Here is a 23,158-nt window from a genome sequence, read left to right as displayed (position 1 = left end):
GAGGCCGGGCGATCGCCTGGCCGGATCAGGCCTGGTAGTTCTCCGGGAAGATCTGGCCCGCCTCCGTGCGCTTCTCCGCCTGGAAGGCATCTTCGGCCCGGCCGTAGGCCCAATAGCCCGATATGGAGACCTGGTCCCGGGACAAGGCATGGTCCTTGAACAGGACATCGCGCAGGGACTTCACCTCGCCGCGCTCGCCGTGGACGAACGCATCCACCCGGCCGGCGGGCCAGTCCAGGCCGGCTATGGCGTCGCGCAGCAGGGTTGCGGTCCCGGGCGTTTGGCCGCGCCGGAACAGCCAATGGATTGCCACGTTGGCCGGAGCGTCCAGTTCCTGCACGTCCGCCTCGGAATCCACTTCCAGGAAGGCGTGGCCGCGGGCGTCCGGGGCCAGGGCCTCCATGGCGGCAGCGACTGCCGGCAGCGCCGCATCATCGCCGGCCAAAAGGTACCAGTCGGCGTCGGGATCGGGCCGGTACGCGCCGCCGGGCCCGTTGAACATCATCCAGTCGCCGGGCTGGGCCCGGGCGGCCCAGGGTCCGGCGAGGCCTTCGTCGCCGTGGACCACAAAGTCGACGACGACTTCGCGCGTGTCGCGGTCCACCCGCCGCACGGTGTAGGTGCGGGTGACGGGCAGCTTGTCGGCCGGAAGCGTTTCCTTCAGCTCCGCGACGTTGACCGGGAGCTCCAGGTCCAACGACGGGTCCAAAAAGATGACCTTGATGTACTGGTCCGTGGCGTCCTTGGCCGCAAACCTTTCGGCGAAGGAATCGAACCCGTCACCGCCGGCGTACACCCGGACCATGTGCTTCGAAATCCACTCGGTGCGCGTCACCTGGAGGTTGGTCTGCACCCTCGGCGGCCGAGCGCTCCGGCCCGCACGGGCGGGGGCTGCTGCCGGTTGTGTCTGCATCCTGCATTACTCCTGACGAAGGGAAACTGCTACTTAGGACAACCTAATCCACCGGTACGGTAATCCCAATTTGCGGATGGGGAAGGTCACACGCGGCGCCCAGGAACACGGGCCGCCCAGGAACGCGCGGCGCCGCACCGCGAACCGCTTGGCCTCAGCGGTCGCGCACGGTTCCAGTTGTCCACGTTTGGCCGTAACTGTCCATGTCTTGGAAACCGTTGAGCCCTTGACCTGCGGCGACGCCGGACCCGCGCGCAAAACATGGACAAAACGTCCCGGCGCCGGCCAGTCGGAAGCCCACGTTGCCCAGCAGCGGCTAGCGCAGTTCCCAGTGCACGGGGTCTGCGCCCTGGGCGGCCAGCAGTTCGTTAACCCGGCTGAACGGCCGCGACCCGAAAAACCCGCGGGAGGCCGACAGGGGGCTGGGGTGCACGGTCTCGATCCGCGGCACCTGCTCCAAAACCGGAGCCAGTTGCTGGGCTTCGCGGCCCCAGAGCAGGGCCACCAGCGGTCCGCCGCGCTGGGCCAGCGCCCGGACCGCGAGTTCGGTGATTTGCTCCCACCCCTTGTTGCGGTGGGAGCCGGCCTTGCCGGCCTCCACAGTCAGCGCGCGGTTGAGCAACAACACGCCCTGGTCGCTCCAGGCGCTCAGGTCTCCGTGTTGCGGCGGCCGGATACCCAAATCCATCTGCAGTTCGCGGTAGATATTGGCCAAGCTGCGCGGCAGGGGCCGCACGTGCCGTTCGACGGCGAAGGCCAGTCCGATCGAGTGTCCTGGCGTGGGATAGGGGTCCTGGCCGACGATCAGCACCTTGACCTTGGACAGCGGCCGCTGGAACGCCCGCAACACGTTGGCCGGGGCAGGCAGCAAAGTCTTTCCGGCGGCGCGCTCGCCGTCCAGATAGGAGGCCAAATCCCAGAGCAGCGGTTCGGCCGGTGCGAGCACCTCGGCCCACTCGGGATGGATTACCGCGGAGAGTTCCCGGGGGGAGGCGAACGGATACGGTGCGCCAAAGTCCGCCGCGGGCGGCTGGGCAGGCAGCGGGAAGAGGGCACCGTCGTCGTAGTTCACCGTTCTATCTTTGCGGAAACCACCCGCCGGCAGGCAATCGGGCACCGCGGGCACTGCCGCCAGCGGGCAACCAGGCCACGGCGGGTACTGCCGGCAGTGCTAGTCAGTCACCGCGGGCACTGACGCCGACGGACCATCGGGCGCTGCCGCCAGCGGCAAGCAGGCCACGGCGGGCACTGCCGACAGCGGCCAGTGAGGCACTGCGGGCACTGCCGGCCAGCGGCCAGTCCGGACCCGGCCGGGCGGGGTGAATGACATGCCTGTGATTCGCACTTATCATGGGGACGGTATTGATTGCTGTCAGCAAGTACTAGGAAGCGCAGGTGTGTTGTGGCAGGTTCGGCCGAGGCCAGTGCCTTTTCCATCGAGGCAGAGGTTGACGACGCCAGCCCCCTGAGCGAACGCGACCAGCGGATGCTGGCCCTGGAGCGGCAGTGGTGGAAGTATGCCGGAGCCAAGGAACAGGCCATCCGCGAACTGTTCGACATGTCCGCCACGCACTACTACCAGATCCTGAATGCGCTGATCGACACCGAGGATGCGCTGGCGCACGATCCGATGCTGGTGAAGAGATTGCGTAGACTACGTACGTCCCGCCAGCGCGCGCGCACTGCTCGCAGGCTGGGCACCGACGCCTAGATCCGGGACGGCCTGGTAGGCCGGTTTCCGTTTCTCCACCACCAAGGATGCACTGTACGCGATGACCAAGTACCCCCGGGATGAGTTCGACCAGGTCCCTGAAACTTCAGACCGCCACGGTGTGCACCGCGCCCGCATGGCGACGCCGAAGTCCAACGGCCTGGGCCTGATCGTCCTGGCAGCGGTACTTGCACTGGCGGTGGGGGCCTTGTCGTTCTTCGTGCTCCCGCTGCTGGGGGGCGGGGGATCTCCGACTCCGGTCGCCGCGCAGACCAGCACCGCAACTGCCGCTGCTTCACCGTCGGCGACGGCACAGCAAACCAAAACCCCGGAACCAACGGAAACAGCCACCCCGACGGCCACCAAAGAGGCGACCAGCGAGCCCACGGATGAGCCCACCGAGGAAGCAACCGAGGAACCCACGGAAGAGGCCGCCGCCGTCAACAAGCAGGACCCGGTGATGATCCTCAACGGCACCGGTGTGACCGGACTGGCCGGAACCGTATCGCAGAGGGTGCAGGCGGACGGTTGGTCGATCGCGGTCGTGGACAACTGGGGCGGCGCACCGCTGGCCGGCTCGGTGATCTTCTACAACCCGGGCCAGGAAGCCAACGCGCGGGCCCTCGGTGAATTGCTGGGCATCAGTGCTTTGCAGGCAAACGGCAACGTCTCGCAGTACGTCACCGTGGCGCTCGGTCCCGGCTACCAATAAACGTCCCGGCTACCAATAAACGCAGGCGTTCGGACCCCGCTACCTATAAACGCAGGCGCTGGGCACGGGCCGCCAAGAGGCCTTGGCGCTGGACCCGCAGTACCCATGGGAAGCGTCCGCCCGTGCGGTATTCGGTTACGCCTCAATAACTTAAGTGTGCCACAGCTCACTTTTCTGCCCCTGCTTGGTTTAGGGTAAAACCACTCTGCCGCCGAACCGTAGGCGGCAGGCTGGAACTACTGAGTATGGAGAACGCTATGGCGCTGGGAACCGTCAAATGGTTCAACGCGGAAAAGGGCTACGGCTTTATCACCGTGGACGAAGAAAATTCCGATGTTTTTGTCCACTGGTCCGCTATTCAAATGGATGGTTACCGTTCCCTGGATGAGGGGCAGCGCGTAGAGTTCCAGATCGGCCAGGGCCAGAAGGGCCCGCAGGCAGAAGAGGTCCGGGTCGCGCCGTAGCAGACCCGCAACGACGACGACGGCGGAGGCTGGGGTGCCTCCGCCGCCGGTTCGTCGCGCCGATGGGGCCTACTCCTTCAGCGGGACTCCGCGGGCATCGCGCTTGAACGGTTCCGCCCCGACCAGGATCATGATGCCCTCGACGAAGCCCCAGACGGCGCCGAAGCCAAACGTCAGGAAGGTGACCACAATCTGCACCACGCCGATGGCGACGTGGCCCAGGTAGAACCGGTGCACGCCCAGGCCGCCCAGCAGGATGCCCAGCAGGCCGCCGATCAGCCGCGACTTCTGCTCGGGGTAGTAGTAGCCCTGGGGAGCCCCGTAATACTGCTGCTGGCCGTAGGGCTGCCCCGGCTGGCCCGGCTGCGAGTATTGCTGTCCCGGGGCGCCGTAGGGTTGCTGGCCGAAGGGCTGCTGCCCGGGAGCGGGCTGCTGCTGCCCCGGAACCCCGTAACCGGGCTGCCCGGAAGGCTGCGGGCCGGATGCGCCGTACGGCCGCTGACCGCCGAGCGGCCTCGTCGGGTTCGGGCCCGGTGCCAGGGGTTCGGTGGGGTTGCTGGTGTTCTTTTCGTCCGGTGATTCAGACATGGTTCTCCGACCTTTGCCCGGTGCGGGGCCGATAGTTTGCTTGCGCTGTCTTACCTGCCAATCTACGCGGGACGTGCCGGCCGTTTCCATGGGGGTCCACCCTGATTGTTGGACCGGGGGCGCTCAGGGGAATCGCGATCCGCGAAGCGGTCCGGCCGGCAGCCGCCAACAGCTTGCACTCGACACCTGCGAGTGCTAATTATTGAGTTAGCACTCTCGCGGGCTGACTGCTAAGAAAGCCCGTAGGGAGTGAAACCCGCCACCTCGGTGAGGTGAGCGGCGCGGCGTACAGAAACCGCCGTCGTCGTGAGCCGTCCGTCGCGGGCACCGCAGGTGGCCAGCAGCCGTGAAAAGCTGCGTCCAGTGTCTATTGTCCAGAAGGGACGTAAGCCGCTATGGCAAAGATCATTGCATTTGACGAAGAGGCCCGCCGCGGCCTCGAGCGCGGACTGAACATCCTCGCTGACGCCGTGAAGGTGACCCTCGGCCCGCGTGGCCGCAACGTCGTGCTCGAGAAGAAGTGGGGCGCCCCCACGATCACCAACGATGGTGTGTCCATCGCCAAGGAGATCGAGCTGGACGACCCGTACGAGAAGATCGGCGCCGAGCTGGTCAAGGAAGTCGCCAAGAAGACCGACGACGTCGCCGGTGACGGTACCACCACCGCGACCGTCCTGGCCCAGGCCCTGGTCAAGGAAGGCCTGCGCAACGTTGCTGCCGGCGCCGACCCGCTGAGCCTGAAGCGCGGCATCGAGAAGGCCGTTGACGCCGTCACCGCCGAGCTCATCGCTTCCGCCAAGGAAATCGAGACCAAGGAACAGATCGCCGCCACCGCGTCCATCTCCGCCGGAGATCCGCAGATCGGCGAGCTGATCGCCGAGGCCCTGGACAAGGTGGGCAAGGAAGGCGTCGTCACGGTCGAGGAGTCCAACACCTTCGGCCTGGAGCTGGAACTCACCGAAGGCATGCGCTTCGACAAGGGCTACCTGTCCGCGTACTTCGTCACCGACGCCGAGCGCCAGGAGACGGTCCTTGAGGATCCGTACATCCTGATCGTCAACTCCAAGATCTCCAACGTGAAGGACCTGGTTGGCATCCTGGAGAAGGTCATGCAGTCCGGCAAGCCGCTGCTGATCATCGCCGAGGACGTCGAGGCCGAGGCCCTGGCCACCCTGATCGTGAACAAGATGCGCGGCACCTTCAAGTCCGTTGCCGTTAAGGCTCCGGGCTTCGGCGACCGCCGCAAGGCCATGCTGGCCGACATCGCCATCCTGACCGGCGGCCAGGTCATCGCCGAAGAGGTCGGCCTCAAGCTGGAGAACGCCACCCTGGACCTGCTGGGTCAGGCCCGCAAGGTGGTTGTCACCAAGGACGAGACCACCATCGTCGAAGGTGCCGGCGAAGCCGACGCCATCGCTGGCCGCGTCAACCAGATCCGCGCCGAGATCGAGAACTCCGATTCGGACTACGACCGCGAGAAGCTGCAGGAGCGCCTGGCCAAGCTGGCCGGCGGCGTTGCAGTCATCAAGGCCGGTGCCGCAACCGAGGTCGAGCTCAAGGAACGCAAGCACCGCATCGAGGACGCTGTCCGCAACGCGAAGGCTGCCGTTGAGGAAGGCATCGTCGCCGGTGGCGGCGTGGCCCTGATCCAGGCCGGCGCCAAGGCGTTCGCCAACCTCAACCTCGAAGGCGACGAAGCAACCGGCGCCAACATCGTCAAGGTTGCCATCGACGCTCCGCTGAAGCAGATCGCCCTCAACGCCGGCCTGGAGCCGGGCGTCGTGGCCGACAAGGTGCGCGGGCTGGCCGACGGCCACGGCCTGAACGCTGCCACCGGTGTCTACGAGGACCTGCTGGCTGCGGGCGTGAACGATCCGGTCAAGGTCACCCGCTCTGCCCTGCAGAACGCGGCGTCCATCGCCGGCCTGTTCCTGACCACCGAGGCCGTTGTAGCCGACAAGCCGGAGAAGGCCGCTCCGGCCATGCCGGGCGGCGACGAGATGGGCGGCATGGGCGGCTTCTAAGCTTCCCCGCCACCACCTCGGCCCGACAACGGGCCACGGTTTAGCGAGGCGCGGTTCCCTTCACGGGAGCCGCGCCTTGCGGCCTTAACTCCTCGCCTCAACCCCTCTCCGGGCGGAGCCAGGCCGGCCCCTCGTGCCGCCAGGCGTCCAGCTCCGCGTAGAGGTTCTGCCTCGCACGCTCCAGCCACTTCTCCCGGGCCGCGGGTGTCCGGTACAGCGGATCCAGCGTCAGGAGACGGCGGATGACGGCCGTGCGCCCGGCGGCGAAGTCGGCGTCGGGCACGTGCGCATAGTCTTTGCGGACGTCCCGGACATAGCTGCGGTACTCCGCCGGTGTTGCGCCGAGGACGGACAGATCGGCGTCGCACAGCAGGGCACCGGACCCATCCTGCGGGCCGGGCGAGTGGCTGGCTGTGAGCAGGACCAGCCGGACCACCTCGGCCGTCTCCTCACTGCTGCAGCCGGCCGCCGGCAGGCAGGCAGCCGCCAGGTCTGCCGATTCCTGTTCATCCACGCCGGGCCGGCCGTTGTAGACGGCGTCGTGGAACCATGCCGCCAACCACACCGCCCGTGGCCGGGGACCGGACGCGGCGGGGGAAGTGAGCTGCTCCAGCGCCTCCAGGACGGCCAGCAGGTGTCCGGGGCCATGGTAGTGCCGGTGCGGTTCTGCCCAGCGGTCCAGCAGGTCGCGGCCGAGGTCCTGCTGCCCGGGCAGCAGCTCGTTCCACCGGCGCAGCAGTACCCGGCGCAGTTTTTCCGGGCGTTGACGGGCCGGGACGCGCAGCCCGCTCGCCTGTAGCCGGCGGGTCAGGTCGCCGGCGCTGACCTCGACGGCACCCAGCTGGACCAGCTCGCCGTAGCGGCTGGCCGGCACGTCGTAGTGATCCCGGTCGAAGGCCCGCTCGCGAATGCCGGCGGCCGCCGCGAAGCGGTGCAGTTCGGCCAGCGAGGTGTCAGAGACCAAGTGGGAAAAGTGGGTGCCGTGCGCCGGCCAGAGCGGAGGATCGATGAGTATTGCCACGTGCCCAGCCTAGGGCCAGGAATGTTTGCCATGTGCCCCGCCCAGGGCCAGGAACGGTGGCAGGATCTGAAAAGATGGAGCTCATGACTATCACTGCTGCCGCCGATGGCTCCGCGCTCGGCAATCCCGGTCCGGCCGGCTGGGCCTGGTACATCGACGACACCGCGTGGGCTGCCGGCGGCTGGCCGCACGGCACCAACAACCAGGGCGAGCTGATGGCCGTGCTGGACCTGTTCCGGGCCACGGCGCACCTGCCGCAGGAACACCTGCGCGTGTTGTGCGACAGCCAGTACGTGATCAACTGCGTGACCAAGTGGATGCCGGGCTGGAAGCGGCGCGGCTGGAAAAAGGCCGACGGCAAGCCGGTGCTGAACGTCGACTTGCTCAAGGACATCGACGCCGCGATCAAGGGGCGCAGCTACGAGTTCGAGTGGGTGAAGGGCCACGCCGGACACAAGCTGAACGAAGCCGCCGACGAACGCGCCCGCGCGGTGGCCCTCGCCTTCCAGAACGGCACCGGCGCACCGGCCGGCCCGGGCTTTCCCGGCGGACCGGGAACCTCCGGCAGCGCCGTCTTCGAATCGGCGCCGGCTGCTGCCGCCCGCACGGGAAACACACCGGCGGCCCGGGCGGCAGCGGAGCCGGGTTCTCCCGGAAACGGAGCGGGGCGGTCGGCAGCAGCAGTCGTGCCGGAGCCGGACCTGTTCTCCGAGTTGGAAGACTTCGCGGATGCCGCCGCAGAAGGGGACGCCGCGGAAGAGCTGGTCGTGCGGCTGGAGCAGGAGCTGCTCAGTCCCGCCGTCCGGGCGGACTACGGGCGCCTGGCCGTGCTGCTGCACCCCGACTTCGCCGAGATTGGCGAAGCCGGCCGGATGTGGACGCGGGACGCCATGATCAGCGAACTCCAGGAAAGCCCTGAGCTGGACGCCTCAATGGAGGTCTTCGCCGTCGAACGGCTCGGTGAAGACAGCATCCTGCTGACCTACCGCAGCATCCGCCGCGACGCGTCGGCACTGCGCAGTTCGCTCTGGCTGCGCGATGGCGGGCGGTGGCGCCTGCGCTTCCACCAGGGCACGCCCGAGCAGGACTGAACGCCGGCCGCGCGCCCGGCCATGTGCCCCCGCGCGCCAACACCGCGCCCGCACACCGCGCCGTCGCGCGCCGGCACCCCCTCGGCCCGGCACCGCACCCGGCGCCAGCGGCCCACCCTGCGGCCGTGCACCCGCACTCCGGCCCGACTATCGTCAGGCCAGGAACATCCTCGCGTTGGCCTCCTCGGCCTGCGAGTACTGCTGCGAGGCGTGGGACAACGCCGCGTTGATGCTGGCCAGGGATTCTTCCACCTTCAGCTGGGTGGCCCGCCAGTCCGTGATCAACTGCTGGAAGTTCGCCGCCGCCGAACCCGTCCACAGCGACTCCAATTCGCGCAACCCGGACTGCATTGTGTTCACCTCCACCTGCAGCCGTCCGATGGTGCCCTGCACGGCCATGCTCTTGGCGGCAAGAGCCTCGCTGTCTACCTGGAATACGGCCATGGTGTCCTCCGCTCGTGGGTGGATCTATCCGACACGGTTCAGGCTAGGCAGCGGCCAAAGGTGCCGCGAGGCCCAAGCCGCCGGCTGTGGAAAAGCCCGGCGCGGAATGCCCCTGCGGTCACTCGAGGTTGAAGGCGCCGTCCTCGTCCGCGGGCGGATGATACGGGATCCGGATGGACATGGTTGCGCCGCCGCCCGGGGTCTCGGTCAACCTGACGGTGCCGTCATGCTGGGCCACCAGGGCCGCGACGATGGCCAGGCCCAGCCCGGTGCCTCCGGTCTCGCGATACCGGGAGGTGTCCGCCCGGTAGAAACGTTCGAACACACGGGAGGCCTCGTCTTCGGAGATGCCCGGTCCGTGGTCGCGGATTTCCAGGACAGAATCCAAGCGGTCGTCGATCACCGGCTGAACGCCGACGGCGATCTCCAGCGGTGAGCCTTCAGGCGTGTAGCGCAGGGCGTTGGTGACCAAGTTGGCCACCACCTGGCGCAGTCGGGCCTCGTCGCCCACGATCGGCGCCGGCCGCGGCGCTCCGCCGTCGAGCCCCACGACGGTGATGGCGCGGTCCGGGGCGCTGGCGCGGGCATCCAAAGCCGCATCGTTGCCGAGCATGAGGAGATCCAGCGGCTTGGTTTCGAGCGGACGCTGTTCATCCACCCGTGCCAGGGTCAGCAGGTCCTCCACGAGTTGGCCCATGCGCTTGGCTTCGCTCTCGATCCGGCCCATGGCGGCACCGACGTCGTCCGGCGTCTGCAGCGCGCCGTGCCGGTACAGCTCGGAGAAGCCGCGGATGGTGACCAGCGGGGTGCGCAGTTCGTGCGAGGCATCCTGGACGAAACGCCGCATTCGCTGTTCGGATGCGGTTCGGGACGCGAAGGCGGTTTCGATGTGGGCGAGCATGGCGTTCAGCGAGCTGGAGAGCCGGCCCACTTCGGTCGCCGGGTTCAGCACGTCGACGCGGCGCGAGAGGTCCCCGGCGGCAATGGCCGCGGCCGTTTTCTCCACCCGGGCCAACGGCCGGAAGGACCGGGTGACGGCCAGCCACACTATGCCGATGGCGGCGACCGTGGCCGAGACGGCGATGAGAAGCGTGCTCGCCGCGACCTTGTCGAAGGTGCCGTTCACCTCGTTGTAGCTCACTGCCACGGCGACCGAGCCGGAATCGTTCTGGAGGGGCGTGACCCACACGCGCCAGCCCTGGCTGTCCCGTTCGGTACCGGGCACGTGGAAACCCCGGCCCTCGAGTGCTTGGGCCCTGTCCGGAGTGATGTCCTTCAGATTCGGGCGGTCACCGGCGGGGTTCGTGTCAATCGTGAGCTCGCCGTCCCGGGTGAACAAGGCGCCGTAATACCTCGACGAGTAGGACATCCCGCTGGGGGAGGTCGCTTCACGGACCAGGAAGGACGAGATGGACTGGCGGTTATTGAGCAGGTCCTCGTCGAGTTGCCTCACCAGCGTGTCGTGAAGCTGGGTCAGGATCAGCGCCGAGGTCAGGGTCAGGGTGGCGACCATGAGCACGCCCATGATCAGCACCAGCTGCGACCGCAGGGATGCTGACTTCCATCGATCCAGCATGGATCAGCGGCGGTCGGCCGTGCGCAGCAGGTACCCCACGCCGCGCTTGGTCTGGATCAGCGGCGGATTGTCCGGATTCGTGTCGATCTTCCGGCGCAGGTAGGAAATGTAGGACTCGACGATTGAGGCGTCGCCGTTGAAGTCGTATTCCCAGACGTGGTCCAGAATCTGCGCCTTGGAGAGCACCCTGTTGGGGTTCAGCATCAGGTAGCGCAACAACTTGAACTCGGTAGGGGAGAGGTCGATGACGTCGCCGCCCCGGCGCACCTCGTGCGCGTCGTCGTCGAGCTCCAGGTCGTCCACCTGGATGATCGCGTCGTCTTCCAGCAGCGGCCGGGTGCGGCGGAGCACGGCGCGGATCCGGGCCACCACTTCGTCCAAGCTGAAGGGCTTGGTCACGTAGTCGTCGCCGCCGACCGTCAGGCCGGTGACCTTGTCTTCGGTCTCGTCGCGCGCGGTGAGGAAGACTACCGGGAAATGACGGCCGGAGGCCCGGAGTTTGCGGGTGACGGTGAAGCCGTCCATGTCCGGAAGCATCACGTCCAGCACCGCCAGATCGGGTGAATGTTCTTCGGCGGCGTCCAGGGCCTCGCGGCCGTTGGCGGCAGCCACAACCTCGAATCCTGCGAACCGCAGCGAGGTCGACAGCAGTTCCCGGATGTTCGGCTCGTCGTCGACGACCAACAGTTTGGCTTCGGGCTCAGGCTTTTTCACCCTTCCAGTGTGCGCCCGGTTTCTGGGAGTTTGCTGAATGAATGCTGCGCGCGGAGGGCGGCCCTGATGACCCATTCCGGGCCCGGGCAAATGGGGCGTTTGCCCGATGCTGCCCCACCTGTCGGAGGCGGATTCTTGAGTGGTCGGCGAAAGTCCGGCAAAGCCGAAAGGGAAATCATGCAGTCAGCAGTAATGGCCAGCGAATCCGAAGCAGCCAATATCTACGAAACGGTCGAGGAGTTCGAGGGCTCCCGAACCTTTGACCTCCGGCAGCTGCTCCACGACACGGCAAGGGCGCTGAGCGCGGCGGCGGCCAGCACACGCCGCAGCCTTGCCCGTCGCCGCATGGACCGGCGCCGCTGGGCGGTTGATTACCAGCGTCTGGAGGAGGTCCGCGAAGAGGCCTTCCTCCAGCTGTACCGAAACGGCGGCCTGCGCTGAGGCTGGCGGCAACCCCCGGAGGGGCATGATCATCAGGCGTTGCAGCCCTTGATGAGCTCCCCTTCGGGGCGCCGGCAGCGGTCGGTGACGCCGATTTCGATGTCCATGCCGCCCGCCACAACGGTCACGGCGCCGCCCGCCACCACCGTCGCGATGCCGCGAGGGTCCCCGGGGCGCAGGGCCGACCTACGGCTGCAGCACGTCGTTGGCGTCCTTGATGGTGTAGGCGTAGCCCTGCTCGGCCAGGAAGCGCTGGCGTTTGGCCGCGAAGTCCTGGTCCAACGTGTCCCGCGCGACCAGGGTATAGAACCGGGCGGACCGGCCGTCCGCCTTGGGGCGCAGGAGCCGGCCCAGCCGCTGGGCTTCTTCCTGCCGTGAGCCGAACGATCCCGACACCTGGATGGCCACGGTGGCTTCGGGCAGGTCGATGGAGAAGTTGGCTACCTTGGAGACCACCAGCGTCTGCAGTTCACCGCGGCGGAAAGCGTCGAACAGCCGCTGCCGTTCCTTCACCGACGTCTCGCCCTTGATCACGGGCGCGTCCAGGTGCGCGGCAATCTCGTCCAGCTGGTCGATGTACTGACCGATCACCAGCAGCTGCTCGCCCCGGTGCGCCCGCACCAAGGCGTCGACCACCGGGGTCTTGGTCGGGGACGTTGCACACAGCCGGTACCTGTCGCCGTCGTCGGCCATGGCGTACGCCACCCGCTCGTCCCGCGGCAGGTCCACCCGGACCTCGACGCAGTCGGCGGGCGCGATGTAGCCCTGCGCCTCGATGTCCTTCCACGGCGCGTCGTAGCGCTTCGGGCCGATCAGCGAGAACACCTCGCCCTCGCGGCCGTCCTCGCGCACCAACGTGGCGGTCAGCCCCAGCCGCCGCCGCGCCTGCAGGTCCGCGGTCATCCGGAACATCGGGGCCGGCAGCAGATGCACCTCGTCGTAGATGATCAGGCCCCAGTCGTTGGCATCCAGGAGCTCCAGGTGCGGATACAGTCCGCCGCGGCGCATGGTCAGCACCTGGTAGGTGGCGATGGTGACCGGCCGGATTTCCTTAACCGAGCCGGAGTATTCGCCCACCTCCTCCGCGGTCAGGGAGGTCCGGCGGACCAGTTCGTCCTTCCACTGCCGTGCGGAGACGGTGTTGGTCACGAGCACCAGGGTGGTGGTGGAGCTGGTGGCCATCGCGGCCGCGCCGACCAGCGTCTTGCCGGCCCCGCAGGGCAGGACGACGACGCCGGAACCGCCGGCCCAGAAATTCTCCACGGCCAGGCGCTGGTACGGCCGCAACTGCCAGCCGCCCGGCTCCGCGGATTCGGCCAGCGCAATCGGATGCGGCGTGCCGTCGACGTAGCCGGCCAGGTCCTCCGCGGGCCAGCCCAGCTTGAGCAGCAGTTGCTTGAGCTGGCCGCGCTGCGAGGAGTGCACCACGGTGGTCTCGGCATCGATCCGCGGACCCAGCAGCGGCTGGATCTTCTTGGCGTGCATGACCTCTTCGAGTACCGGGTAGTCGGTGGTGCGCAGCACCAGGCCATGCTGAGGGTCCTTCTCCAGCCGCAGCCGCCCGTACCGGGACATGGTGTCCTCGATGTCCACCAGCAGCGCGTGCGGCACCGGGAAGCGCGAGTAGTTCAGCAGCGTGTCCAGCACCTGTTCGGCGTCCAGCCCGGCGGCGCGGGCGTTCCACAGCCCCAGCGGAGTGATCCGGTAGGAATGCATGTGCTCGGGTGCGCGCTCCAGTTCGGCGAACGCGGCGATGGCGTGCCGGGCCTCTGTGGCCTGTTCGTGGTCCACCTCCAGCAGGATCGTCTTGTCGCTTTGGACGATCAGGGGTCCGTTGGCCATTCAGCTGCCCTCCACTAGTTCAATGTCCATCACGCGGTGGATGGAGACGGTGCGCTCGCTGTCACGGTCGGGGTCGAAGACGCGCACCCGCCCGCCGCTGACGGACAGCGGGAGCATCACCTGGCGCCGGTGGTTGCCGTCCGGGTCCACGATGCCGATCCGGACCTTTTGTTTCAACCGGACCGCAGTGCGCAGCGTTTCCAGCGCCAGCAGCGGCCCGGCCTCGGCGGCCGGGCGGGACGGAACGCCGCTGCTCCGCAGCATCGCCAGCTGGGCATCGGCATCTTCGGCGGTGAGCTCCCAGGGGTTCGTCCTGACCGGGAACGACGACGACGCGCGGCCGGCCTGCGCAGCTGCGGAACCATCCGCCGGGGTGCCCTCCGCAGCAGCACGCCCGCCGGTGGCCGCCCCGCCGGTGCCCGCCCCGCCGCCCAGCGCCACGCCGCCCAGCACCACGCCGTCGTCGGCCTCCGGAGCCGGCGCGTAACCGAGCTGGCGCAGGGAGGCGAGCAGACCGCGGGCTCCGGTACGCGACACCAGCACCGTAGGCGCCAGCCGGCGCAGGCCCAGCCGAGCCGCGCGCGGGTCGGCGAGCAGATCCGTCAAGGCATCTTCGTCGTCGCTGCGCAGGAAGCCGGCGGCCGCGCCGACCCGCAGCGCACCGTGCCGGGAAGCGGTATCCGCCACGAGATACTCCAGCGGCTGCGGCACGCCGGTGGCCGAATGCCGGACCAGAAAGCCGAGGATCCCGGCGGCGTCCCGGCCGGCGTCGAGGGCGCGCCGGATGCTGTCCGCCGAGAACCGGTAGATGGCCGCCGGGCCCTGGCCTTCGGCATCGGACAGCAAGGACAGCTCCGCGGCGATATCCGGGGCCAGATACCCGGGAGCAACGGCCGTCAGGTCCGCCTGCAGCATGAACTTGTCCAGCGGTTCCGGCAGCTGCTCGGCCAGCAGCGCGGCGGCCTCGGCCAGCCGGCCCTGCGCCGTCGCCCGACCCAGCCCGGTCAACGCGCCGGAGCCCACGAGGCCCAGCCGCGCGGCCTCGGTCAGGACGCCCGGAACCAGCCGCTTGAACCGGCGCTGCTGCCGGGGTCGCCGCCAGACGAGATAGGCGGTAACGTCCTCAGGCGAGGGCGCCGGCGTGCTGCCGGTCGGTCCGCCCTGCTCCGGGGTGCAGTGCCCGGCGCGGCCGCCGGTGGATCCCTCCTCCTGCTCCGGGTTGCCGTGCCCCGCCCTGCCGCCGCTGGAATCAGCCGGGCCGCGGAGTTCGTCCAGCGCCTCGAGCACGTGGCGCCGGACTGTCGGGGCGTCAGGCCGGGACGCTTCGGCGGCCAGCGCATTAATGGCAGTGTCCGACGGCGTCCGCCCGCCCACGAGCGAGGGTGCCCGGTCCAGCTGCAGCCAGGACGAGACCAGCAGCTGCCATTGGTCCCGGCGCTCCAGGGAACCGAAACTGGCGTTCGCATAAACCACCCAGCGGGAGGTATCTACGTCCAGGACGACCAGTCCGGCCGCGGCGGACAGTTCCAGCAGCCAGCTGGTCACGCCCGGTTCGATCCGCAGCGACTCGGCCAGCCGCCGGACTTCGCGGACGCCCACACCGCCGGCCCGCAGGGTGGCCACCGGCCCCCGGCGTATCTGTTCCAACAGCTCGGCCACGAGCCGCAGCGTCTCGGCTGCGGCGGAGAACGCCGCGTTGTCACGCAGGGAATTCCGGACCTGACGGGCGGCAATGGCCGGCGGCCGCGTATGCCAGGGATCTGCCACGGCGCCGCCGCGCACCGCCAGACCCGCCGCCCGGGGGAGTTCCACGTGCGACGCGTCGATGGGCACCAGGAGGGCATGGGCTGCCAGCCAGTCGATCGGTGAGGCGGCGTCGCGCGGGCCCGTTCCGGCCAGCCGGTGCGGAAGCGCCCCGAGCGGGGAGCGGCGGAACTTCCCGAGCAGCTCGTCCGTATGCTCCGGCGCCTTGGCCATCAGCGCCGGCCAGGTCCGCGGGTCGGCGAGCCAGCCCTCAAGCACGGCGGCGGCCCGGATGCCCGGGGACGGCGCGCCGGGGCCTTCGTCCAGTTCCGGCTCCGGAGAATCGGCGGGGAGGGCGTAACCGGCCTCCCGCAGCAGCCGCACCGTACCGTCCAGATGGTCGGCGGCCACGGGGCTTGCGGCGGCCAGGGCCGCGTAGCTGCGGCCGAGGCCGGACGGATACGGTCCCAGCGCTTCGGCCAGGCTCGCCACCGGAAGGTAGGCCGGGGAAGGAGAGGTGGCACCGCCGTCGTCGTGGGCGGGCGGTTCCGCGGACAGCAGCAGGGCGAGGCCATGCAGCCGCGCCAGGCAGGAGTCCAGTTCGTGAGGCGGCGTCGCGATGCCGGCCGGGGGCACGAGCAGCGGGCGCAGGGAACTTGCGTCGGCGGCGCGCCCGGCATCCACATCGGTGCTGAGCGCTACCGCTTCGAGCACCTCGAGCTCGGGCCGGGACAGCTGTTCCAGCACTCGCTGCAGGCTAATCCGCGTGCACGCGCGCGCCGCCAGGGCGGAAAAGTCCGGCACGGCCGGTAGGCACAGATCCGGGCGCGCGCTGAACAGCTGCCGCAGCTCTGTGTCGCTGCGGGCGGCCAACTGGCCAGCCAAGGCGCGGATGGAGGACACCGGATTAACGTTACCCCGCGCCTCTGCGGCGCAGCGGTGCCGGGAGGGGCCGGTCTCGGGAGCGGCTGCTGCCGCTAGCTGCGGCGGCGGCGGCGGACGCTGCCGGCCACCAGCAGCACCATCAGCACGAAGGCGATGGGAAAGCAGAACCAGGCCAGTCCCAGGAAGCCCGTCCACACCTCGGTGCCGGCCATGGCGCCGGCCAGAATCACGCCCAGGCTGCCCAGCCCTACCAACAGCACGACGACGGCGGCAACGACCAGCGCTCGGTGCAACGCACCGGACTCGGCGGGTCGGGACGCATTCTGGGCGGGGACGGTTCCGGGCATGACACCAGATTACAGCGGCCTGCCGCGGCCCCATTCCCGACGCTCACGCCACGAGCGGAAAGCTGTGGGCAACGGGCTCGGCCGTCGGCGGAACACGATAACCTAGAGACAGACTTTCCCCGATTCGGCGCGGTCGCGTGTGCGGCCGCTGTGCTACCGGCGGGGCCCATGGTAAGAACGCAGCAGCGTGCGGTACCGCTGCATCATGAAGCAGAACGAGGTAAGCAAAGTGCCCATCGGCAAAGTCAAGTGGTTTGACACGGATAAAGGGTTCGGATTCCTGGCCAGCGAAGACGGACAGGAAGTGTTCCTGCACGCGTCGGCGCTGCCGGCCGGCGTCAAGGACGTCAAGCCAGGCACCCGGATGGAATTCGGCATAGCCGATGGCCGGCGTGGCCCGTCCGCGCTCTCGGCGCGCATCCTCGACGCCGCTCCCTCGGTGGTCCGGGCAACGCGCAAGCCGGCCGAGGACATGGCCGTGATCACAGAAGACCTGATCAAGCTGCTGGACGAAATTTCCAACGGCCTGCGCAAGGGCCGCTACCCGGAGCGCTCCCACGCGTCGAAGGTCGCAGCGGTGCTCCGCCGCGTGGCCGACGACCTGGACGCGTAAGCGGCCTTGATGACTGAAAACGTGACCGACGCCGGCGCTGAAACGGTTGACGCGGAACAGGCGGCCGCCGGCGAGCCGCAGGCCGAGGCCGCGCCCCGGCGTCGTCCCGCGAAGCGCGCTCCCAAACTGGACCCTGTGCTGGCCGCCGCGGTGGACCGTGCGCGCGACGGTGTGCTGGAGATCGCCCCGTCCGAGCAAATCGGCGCGCACGTCGGCAGCTTTGCCGACGGCGACCGCTTGGTCACCCATCGGTTCGAGGCGCAACTGGCGGGCTATGTGGGCTGGCAGTGGTACGCCACGTTGGCCCGGGTGCCGCGCGGCAAGGATGCTACGGTCTGCGAAGTTGGCCTGCTTCCCTCGGAGAAGTCGCTGCTCGCTCCCGAGTGGGTGCCGTGGGCCGACCGGGTTCGGCCTGAAGAAGCCGCGGCCGCGGCGGCGGAAGCAGAGGCGGCGGATGCGGCAGCGGCGGCGGAACGCACCGAGGCAGCCGCTGCGGGAGATGCGGCAGCGGCGACGGACACCGAGGCAGATGCTGCGGGAGATGCGGCAGCGGCGACGGACACCGAGGCAGATGCTGCGGCAGATGCGCCAGACGACGCCGGTGCAGCCCCCGATACGGGTGCGCCAGACAACGCCGGTGCAGCCGCGGACGGCATGGCTGCAGCTGTGGACCCGAGACCGGCCACCGAGGACGTAGCCCCCGGGAACCGGGCCGAGACGTCCGACATCACCGCGACCGAGGACGGCGCCGAAACTACGTCCTGACGCGACCCATCGACGAGGCAGGTATGCAGCCGGAAAGGGCGGTAAAGCGTGTTTCGTTCACTGAGGTTGTTCAACTACCGGATCTGGTTCATTGGAGCGTTGGTCTCCAATATCGGCACGTGGATGCAGCGTACGGCGCAGGACTGGCTGGTCTACGACATCCTGACCGAGCAGGACGCCGCTGCCATGGGCATCGTGATGGCTCTGCAGATGGGACCGCAACTGGTCATGGCTCCCTGGGCCGGGCTGGTTGCCGACCGGTTTGACCGGCAAAAGCTGCTGATGGCCACCCAGATCTCGATGGCCGTGCTGGGCCTGGCGTTAGGGTTGATGGTGATCGCCGACGTCGCCCAGCTGTGGCACGTCTACGCCTTCGCCCTGGCACTAGGGATGGTGACAGCGGTGGACGCGCCCGCACGGCAGACGTTCGTCTCGGACGTGGTGCGCGACGAATACCTGCCGAATGCGGTGGCGCTGAACAGCACCTCGTTCAACCTGGCCAGGATGGTCGGGCCGGCCATTGCCGGTGTGCTTACCGTCGCCATCGGGCCCGGCCCGGTGTTCCTCATCAACACAGCCACCTTCGCGGCGATGATCGCGGCGCTGCTCGCCATCCGACGCCAGGAGCTTCACCTGCGGGAGAAGGCGGCCAAGGGGCGCGGACAGATCCTCGAAGGCTTCCGGTATGTGAAGCAGCGGCCCGACCTGGTGGTGGTGCTGGCCGCCATTTTCATCATCGGTACCTTCGGCCTGAACTTTTCCGTCTTTGTCGCCTCCATGGCGCGCACGGAATTCGGGGGGCACGCCGGTGATTTCGGCATACTCTCCTCGGTGATGGCAGCGGGTTCGGTCACCGGCTCGCTGCTTAGCGCGCGGCGCGACCGGCCCCGGCTGCGCTATATCTTCGGCGCGTCGGTGGCCTTCGGCATCGCCTGCACCGTGGCAGGGCTGGCCCCGACGGTCTGGCTCTTCGGGCTGGCGCTGGTGCCGGTCGGTGCTGCGGCCATCACGATCATGACCAGCGCCAATGCCTACGTGCAGACCACGACTGCTCCCATGATGCGTGGGCGCGTCATGTCCTTGTATATGGCCATCCTGATGGGCGGCACCCCGATCGGTGCGCCGCTGGTCGGCTTGGTGGCCAACAGCTTCGGACCGCGCTGGGGGCTGGGCGTAGCCGCGCTGTCAGGCATGGCCGCCGCCGCCATCGGGATCGTATGGGCCTGGCGTGCGCACCACATGCGTCTGCGCTTCGACCGCTCTGCCGTGCGGAAACTGAGAATCACCTACGGCGTGCCGGACCGGCCCGTCTAAGAGCTGCAGCGACGGCAGACAACCTGCCTTCGGCAGTTTCTGCTGGCGCCCCGACCTCTTCTGCTCGTGCCGCGGGAAGCTCAGAAAGGCGGTGGTGCGTCGGGGTCGGTGTTGTCGTCAGGCAGCTCGATGCCGCCGAGAGTACGTTTTGGTCTTTGGTCACCGCGGTCAATGGTGTCCCAGGCGACGTCGTCTCCGGCTGTATCTTCGGCGCCGTCGGTGTTGTCTCCGCTTCCGCCATGGGCGGCGGCTTCCGTTTCCTTCGGCCGGGGCAGGAGGGTGTCCCAGCCCTCGTCCGGATGCGTGGTCTTGCGGTGGCCGGTGCGCGTGGTCCACGTGATCTGACCGTGTGGCCCGGCAGCGGCGCGGACGTGCCCGCCGGTCTTCGCCGCATGATGCGCGCTGCACAGACACTGCAGGTTTTCCAGCACGGTCGGCCCGCCGTCGTCCCACGCGAGGACATGGTCGATCTCGCAGTACCTGGCCGCGCGGCGGCATCCGGGGAAACGGCAGTGCCGGTCCCGGACACGGACAAGGCGTTTGAGCCACTCGGGCGGGATCCGCAGTTTCCGGGCGGCCGCGATCGCCTGACCATGGTCGTCGGTGAGCACCAGCAACCAGGATCTCGCCAGCTGGGCCAGTTGCCGTCCCATGTCCGGCGGAATCGGCCCGTGCCCCGCCAAGTCCCCAGGCTCCTCGCTCATTTCCAGCAGCGTGGTCAAGGGCATGGTGACCAGCATCCCCGGCCCAGCACCGGCGCGGTCACCGCCGCCGAGTGCGGCCCGGCCACCGCCGCCGCAGACGGGTGCGGACCGACCACCGCCGCCGCCGGCCGGTGCCGGCCTGGGAACCGCAACACCGCCGTCCCCTGACGTGCCTCCAGCGAAGCTGCCGCTGCCGGCGGATATCTGTGCAGGTGCCGGTGCTGCCGGTACTGTGTCTTCCGCCTTCGCAGTCTTCGCGGGGCTGGCCGCGCCGGTGCCGTCGGTCAGCAGCAGGTCGGTGAACACGTCGGCGCGCAGCTGGGGCAGAGTCCGTTCTTCGCCGGGGCCTTGGAGGGAGCGGGCCGTGGACTGGATCCGGTCGAAGACCAGATGCGCCTTGTCCGCGCTGGTGCGGATCCACAGTTCGGCCATCCCGTCGTCCTGTTCGGTCAGCTGCACGTTACGGGACTCGTTCGCCCGCCGGTGCCGCTCCGCCAAGGACTCCGGGTGCAGCCGGTCCCGCATCCGCCGGGCACGGGACCGGACCGCGTCCAGCGTGATGTCCCCGGCACCGGGCAGCACCGCGGCTTCGAAGTCCTGGAGACACTCCGGCGGGAGGTCGGCGGAGCCGCGGGCCAGCGCCTTCGCGCGCGGCAAGTCAAGGTCACCGCGGCCCATCGCCTCGAGAGTGCCAGGCAGGTGCGTGCAGATGTGCCGGGCATCGGCCAGCATGGCCCGCGCCGCGGCATCCCCCGTGCAGAGATGTGCCGAGATCTCCTGCGGCGCGAACCGGGAAAAGCCTTCCGGGTCGCAGTCGGCGCCAACGCCGGGACGAAGCCGGGCGAAGCGGTGCAACGCCTTGACCTGGCACGACTGCACCCACGCCTCCACCCGCGCCGCAGCCAAGAGATAATCCATGGTCTGCACGTCATCCAGTTCCGCCGGCTCCACCACCGCCAACAGGCCGGCCAACACGGCAGGCACGCCCACGCCACCCTCGGGCACCACCGGCCTGCACGCGGCGCCCTCCGGCACCAACGGCAGGCCTACACCGTCCTCCCCGGTCCCGGCCGATTGCAGTCCGCTGCCCAATCCCTGAGCTGCTTCGACGTCCTCGGGCACGGGAGGCTCGCCGCCGGTGGCTTCGGTTGGGGAAGAAACCTCTGCAGAGCTGGCGTCAACGGCGGCAGACGCACCCAGGTCGGCGGCCGCCGGAAAGAATCCGGCGCCATCAGGCACGATGCCATAACGTCGCAGCAGCGCATCAGCCAACACTCGCTGCAGCAGCGCCTCCTGCAGGGAACTGTCCGGACGCGAGGGCACACCCAGGTCCATCACCAGTCCCTGTCCCGGAACCGGGAACCGAAGCTCGCCGCCCTCGCCGTCCATATCCTCACGCTACCGGCTGCTTCGGACAGTTTGACGTTGAGCAATCAGGTTCGCTGGACGGGCGGTTCAATGCTGCCGACGCATCGCTGCTGACGAGATGCTGGTGAAGAAACGCCGTTGTGTAACGCCGCTGACGGAACGCTGCCGACGCTTCGCTGGTGACGAAACGCCGTTGTGTAACGGCGCTGACGGAACGCCGCTGACGGAACGGCCGCTGACGGAACGGCTGCTGACGCAGCTGCCAACGTAAAGCTGCCGATGAACCGCTGCTGACGCAACGCTGCTGACGCAACGCTGCTGACGCAACGCTGCTGACGCAGCTGCCAACGTAAAGCTCCCGATGAAACGCTGGTGACGCAGCGCTGGTGACGCAGCGCTGCCAAGGCAACCCTGCTGGTAACGCTCCACACAACTGCTGCCAACGAAAAAGGTCCGGCCGCCGCGAACGGAAGCCGGACCTTAGCGAATCGACACGTCGTCGGGGGAGTCAGCCCTGCAGCCGGTCCACCACGTAGTCGATGCAGGCCAGCAGTGCGCTGACGTCCTCAGGCTCCACGGCGACAAAGGTGGCGATGCGCAGCTGGTTGCGGCCGAGCTTGCGGTACGGCTCCACATCCACCACTCCGTTAGCGCGCAGCACCTTGGCGACCGCCGCGGCATCAACCGACTCGTCGAAGTCCACCGTCGCAATGACGTTGGAGCGGTGCTCCGGGTTAGCCACGTACGGGGTCGCCACCGCAGAAGCCTCCGCCCACTGGTACACCCGTCCTGCCGAATCGGCGGTGCGGCCGGAAGCGAAGTCCAGGCCTCCGTTGCCGTTCAGCCACTCGATCTGCGCATTGAGCGTGACCAGGGTGGCCAGCGCGGGCGTGTTGTAGGTCTGGTTCTTCAGCGAGTTGTCGATGGCCGTTTCAAGATTGAGGAAGTCGGGAATCCAGCGGTTGGTGGCACCGATCCGGGCCGCCCGTTCCAGCGCTGCGGGGGAGAAGACGCCCAGCCACAGGCCGCCGTCGGAGGCGAAGTTCTTCTGGGGCGCGAAATAGTAGACGTCGCTCTGGGTGACATCCACGTCCAGCCCGCCCGCTGCGGAGGTGGCGTCGATGAGGACCAACGCGCCGTCGTCGGCACCATTCACGCGCTGCACCGGAGCGGCCACACCGGTGGAAGTTTCGTTCTGCGCCCAGGCATAAACATCCACGCCGGCCTCTGCCCGCGGCTCCGGCCGGGAGCCGGGTTCCGAGGTGATGATGCTGGACTCGGCCAGGAACGGGGCCTTGTTGGTGGCCGCGGCGAACTTGGAACTGAACTCGCCAAAGGACAGGTGCTGGGCCTTCTGCTCCACCAGTCCGAAGGATGCAACGTCCCAGAATGCCGTCGAGCCGCCAACGCCCAGGATGACCTCGTAACCCTCCGGCGCCTTGAAGAACGCCTTGAGCCCCTCGCGGACGCTGCCCACGAGGTTCTTCACCGGTGCCTGGCGGTGCGACGTGCCCAGCAGGTTCCGGCCGGCGGCGACCAGGGCGTCGACCTGTTCCGGACGGACCTTGGACGGTCCGGCGCCAAAGCGCCCGTCCTTCGGAAGCAGGTCGGCGGGAATGCTGATGGACTGGGTATCGCTCATGAATACCTTTCCTGGCGTGGGGGCAATGATCTCGATGGCGGTTCGCCGTTGAACGCCCGTTTCATTCTGCCCCAACGCCGAGGGCCGCCGTTAGTTGAACCCGGCATTGTTGCGTTGGCCGCATGGCGCGTCAGCTCGCGGCGTAGCTGCCGGTCCGGCACGGAAAACAGGCTAGGCTGGGGAGGGGAAAACACCCTCATGCATGCTGCTGGAGCAGCCTTTTCACCGCGCCGAGG

The 23,158-nt window shown here is 68.5% G+C and carries 21 protein-coding genes; 9 read left to right on the top strand and 12 right to left on the bottom strand.

The window, feature by feature from the left end:
* Positions 1-25 precede the first annotated feature (25 nt).
* Entirely contained in the window at positions 26-913 is an 888-nt protein-coding gene (locus AC5RVD_RS08840) for a siderophore-interacting protein (protein WP_494126715.1), read from the bottom strand.
* Between the two features lie 316 nt (positions 914-1,229).
* The gene (locus AC5RVD_RS08835; protein WP_494112896.1) at positions 1,230-1,985 is read right to left on the bottom strand and encodes a uracil-DNA glycosylase; all 756 of its coding nucleotides are present in this window, start codon (positions 1,983-1,985) and stop codon (positions 1,230-1,232) included.
* 330 nt (positions 1,986-2,315) lie between these two features.
* Here AC5RVD_RS08835 and AC5RVD_RS08830 point away from each other — a divergent pair, with 330 nt between their 5' ends.
* From AC5RVD_RS08830 to AC5RVD_RS08820, 3 genes are all read left to right on the top strand, one after another.
* Positions 2,316-2,624, top strand: coding sequence for a DUF3263 domain-containing protein (locus AC5RVD_RS08830; RefSeq protein WP_494112897.1), 309 nt, complete (start codon positions 2,316-2,318; stop codon positions 2,622-2,624).
* A gap of 61 nt (positions 2,625-2,685) precedes the next feature.
* Positions 2,686-3,336, top strand: coding sequence for a LytR C-terminal domain-containing protein (locus AC5RVD_RS08825; RefSeq protein WP_494112898.1), 651 nt, complete (start codon positions 2,686-2,688; stop codon positions 3,334-3,336).
* A 257-nt stretch (positions 3,337-3,593) separates the two neighbouring features.
* Positions 3,594-3,800, top strand: a complete 207-nt coding sequence (locus tag AC5RVD_RS08820) for a cold-shock protein (protein ID WP_127515201.1) — start codon at positions 3,594-3,596, stop codon at positions 3,798-3,800.
* Between the two features lie 69 nt (positions 3,801-3,869).
* On the opposite strand, the gene AC5RVD_RS08815 is transcribed toward AC5RVD_RS08820, so the two are convergent.
* Positions 3,870-4,388 (bottom strand): TM2 domain-containing protein, encoded by a 519-nt coding sequence (locus tag AC5RVD_RS08815; RefSeq protein ID WP_494126714.1) that lies wholly within the window; start codon positions 4,386-4,388, stop codon positions 3,870-3,872.
* A gap of 395 nt (positions 4,389-4,783) precedes the next feature.
* Here AC5RVD_RS08815 and groL point away from each other — a divergent pair, with 395 nt between their 5' ends.
* Positions 4,784-6,412, top strand: a complete 1,629-nt coding sequence (groL, locus tag AC5RVD_RS08810) for a chaperonin GroEL (RefSeq protein WP_494112900.1) — start codon at positions 4,784-4,786, stop codon at positions 6,410-6,412.
* Between the two features lie 97 nt (positions 6,413-6,509).
* Here the strand turns inward: groL and AC5RVD_RS08805 are convergent, their stop codons facing one another.
* Entirely contained in the window at positions 6,510-7,433 is a 924-nt protein-coding gene (locus AC5RVD_RS08805; RefSeq protein ID WP_494126713.1) for a DUF4031 domain-containing protein, read from the bottom strand.
* Positions 7,434-7,516: 83 nt separating this feature from the next.
* Between AC5RVD_RS08805 and AC5RVD_RS08800 the strand changes: the two genes are divergently transcribed.
* The gene (locus AC5RVD_RS08800; RefSeq protein WP_494126712.1) at positions 7,517-8,524 is read left to right on the top strand and encodes an RNase H family protein; all 1,008 of its coding nucleotides are present in this window, start codon (positions 7,517-7,519) and stop codon (positions 8,522-8,524) included.
* A 153-nt stretch (positions 8,525-8,677) separates the two neighbouring features.
* Here AC5RVD_RS08800 and AC5RVD_RS08795 read toward each other — a convergent pair whose 3' ends face one another.
* The 3 genes from AC5RVD_RS08795 to AC5RVD_RS08785 form a co-directional block, all read right to left on the bottom strand.
* Complete coding sequence (locus tag AC5RVD_RS08795; RefSeq protein ID WP_494126711.1) at positions 8,678-8,968, bottom strand: WXG100 family type VII secretion target; 291 nt, start codon at positions 8,966-8,968, stop codon at positions 8,678-8,680.
* A gap of 118 nt (positions 8,969-9,086) precedes the next feature.
* Entirely contained in the window at positions 9,087-10,544 is a 1,458-nt protein-coding gene (locus AC5RVD_RS08790) for a sensor histidine kinase (RefSeq protein ID WP_494112903.1), read from the bottom strand.
* Positions 10,545-10,547: 3 nt separating this feature from the next.
* A complete protein-coding gene (locus AC5RVD_RS08785; RefSeq protein WP_494126710.1) occupies positions 10,548-11,258 on the bottom strand; it encodes a response regulator transcription factor in 711 nt (236 codons plus the stop codon).
* A 177-nt stretch (positions 11,259-11,435) separates the two neighbouring features.
* Here AC5RVD_RS08785 and AC5RVD_RS08780 point away from each other — a divergent pair, with 177 nt between their 5' ends.
* Positions 11,436-11,699, top strand: a complete 264-nt coding sequence (locus AC5RVD_RS08780) for a hypothetical protein (protein WP_494126709.1) — start codon at positions 11,436-11,438, stop codon at positions 11,697-11,699.
* Positions 11,700-11,885: 186 nt separating this feature from the next.
* Here the strand turns inward: AC5RVD_RS08780 and AC5RVD_RS08775 are convergent, their stop codons facing one another.
* The 3 genes from AC5RVD_RS08775 to AC5RVD_RS08765 form a co-directional block, all read right to left on the bottom strand.
* A complete protein-coding gene (locus tag AC5RVD_RS08775) occupies positions 11,886-13,541 on the bottom strand; it encodes a DNA repair helicase XPB (protein ID WP_494126708.1) in 1,656 nt (551 codons plus the stop codon).
* Positions 13,542-16,187 (bottom strand): helicase-associated domain-containing protein, encoded by a 2,646-nt coding sequence (locus tag AC5RVD_RS08770; RefSeq protein WP_494126707.1) that lies wholly within the window; start codon positions 16,185-16,187, stop codon positions 13,542-13,544. It lies immediately after the preceding gene.
* 74 nt (positions 16,188-16,261) lie between these two features.
* Positions 16,262-16,516 carry a hypothetical protein gene (locus tag AC5RVD_RS08765; protein WP_494108351.1) on the bottom strand — a complete coding sequence of 85 codons (255 nt, stop codon included), beginning with the start codon at positions 16,514-16,516 and terminating at the stop codon, positions 16,262-16,264.
* A gap of 229 nt (positions 16,517-16,745) precedes the next feature.
* On the opposite strand from AC5RVD_RS08765, the gene AC5RVD_RS08760 reads away from it, so the two are divergent.
* From AC5RVD_RS08760 to AC5RVD_RS08750, 3 genes are read left to right on the top strand one after another with little or no spacing between them, the layout of a single operon-like run.
* Positions 16,746-17,129: a cold-shock protein gene (locus AC5RVD_RS08760; protein WP_493988228.1), complete on the top strand. Its 384-nt coding sequence runs from the start codon at positions 16,746-16,748 to the stop codon at positions 17,127-17,129.
* 9 nt (positions 17,130-17,138) lie between these two features.
* Complete coding sequence (locus AC5RVD_RS08755; protein WP_494126706.1) at positions 17,139-17,894, top strand: DUF3027 domain-containing protein; 756 nt, start codon at positions 17,139-17,141, stop codon at positions 17,892-17,894.
* A 48-nt stretch (positions 17,895-17,942) separates the two neighbouring features.
* Complete coding sequence (locus AC5RVD_RS08750; protein ID WP_494126705.1) at positions 17,943-19,208, top strand: MFS transporter; 1,266 nt, start codon at positions 17,943-17,945, stop codon at positions 19,206-19,208.
* 80 nt (positions 19,209-19,288) lie between these two features.
* Here AC5RVD_RS08750 and AC5RVD_RS08745 read toward each other — a convergent pair whose 3' ends face one another.
* Positions 19,289-21,301, bottom strand: a complete 2,013-nt coding sequence (locus tag AC5RVD_RS08745) for an HNH endonuclease signature motif containing protein (protein ID WP_494126704.1) — start codon at positions 21,299-21,301, stop codon at positions 19,289-19,291.
* A 487-nt stretch (positions 21,302-21,788) separates the two neighbouring features.
* Complete coding sequence (serC, locus tag AC5RVD_RS08740) at positions 21,789-22,922, bottom strand: phosphoserine transaminase (protein ID WP_494126703.1); 1,134 nt, start codon at positions 22,920-22,922, stop codon at positions 21,789-21,791.
* Positions 22,923-23,158: the final 236 nt, after the last annotated feature.

This window comes from Arthrobacter sp. THG-b23 (assembly GCF_059091265.1).
The sequence above is the reverse complement of the archived record's forward strand: the minus strand, read 5'-3'. Positions and strand labels throughout refer to the sequence as shown.

Bases quoted from the DNA above. Each gene is read 5' to 3' on its own strand.
- AC5RVD_RS08775 (WP_494126708.1), bottom strand. From the start codon at position 13,541: ATGGCCAACGGACCCCTGATCGTCCAAAGCGACAAGACGATCCTGCTG.
- groL (WP_494112900.1), top strand. From the start codon at position 4,784: ATGGCAAAGATCATTGCATTTGACGAAGAGGCCCGCCGCGGCCTCGAG.
- AC5RVD_RS08795 (WP_494126711.1), bottom strand. From the start codon at position 8,968: ATGGCCGTATTCCAGGTAGACAGCGAGGCTCTTGCCGCCAAGAGCATG.
- serC (WP_494126703.1), bottom strand. From the start codon at position 22,922: ATGAGCGATACCCAGTCCATCAGCATTCCCGCCGACCTGCTTCCGAAG.
- AC5RVD_RS08840 (WP_494126715.1), bottom strand. From the start codon at position 913: ATGCAGACACAACCGGCAGCAGCCCCCGCCCGTGCGGGCCGGAGCGCT.
- AC5RVD_RS08800 (WP_494126712.1), top strand. From the start codon at position 7,517: ATGACTATCACTGCTGCCGCCGATGGCTCCGCGCTCGGCAATCCCGGT.
- AC5RVD_RS08755 (WP_494126706.1), top strand. From the start codon at position 17,139: ATGACTGAAAACGTGACCGACGCCGGCGCTGAAACGGTTGACGCGGAA.
- AC5RVD_RS08820 (WP_127515201.1), top strand. From the start codon at position 3,594: ATGGCGCTGGGAACCGTCAAATGGTTCAACGCGGAAAAGGGCTACGGC.
- AC5RVD_RS08790 (WP_494112903.1), bottom strand. From the start codon at position 10,544: ATGCTGGATCGATGGAAGTCAGCATCCCTGCGGTCGCAGCTGGTGCTG.
- AC5RVD_RS08825 (WP_494112898.1), top strand. From the start codon at position 2,686: ATGACCAAGTACCCCCGGGATGAGTTCGACCAGGTCCCTGAAACTTCA.
- AC5RVD_RS08780 (WP_494126709.1), top strand. From the start codon at position 11,436: ATGCAGTCAGCAGTAATGGCCAGCGAATCCGAAGCAGCCAATATCTAC.
- AC5RVD_RS08765 (WP_494108351.1), bottom strand. From the start codon at position 16,516: ATGCCCGGAACCGTCCCCGCCCAGAATGCGTCCCGACCCGCCGAGTCC.
- AC5RVD_RS08745 (WP_494126704.1), bottom strand. From the start codon at position 21,301: ATGGACGGCGAGGGCGGCGAGCTTCGGTTCCCGGTTCCGGGACAGGGA.
- AC5RVD_RS08815 (WP_494126714.1), bottom strand. From the start codon at position 4,388: ATGTCTGAATCACCGGACGAAAAGAACACCAGCAACCCCACCGAACCC.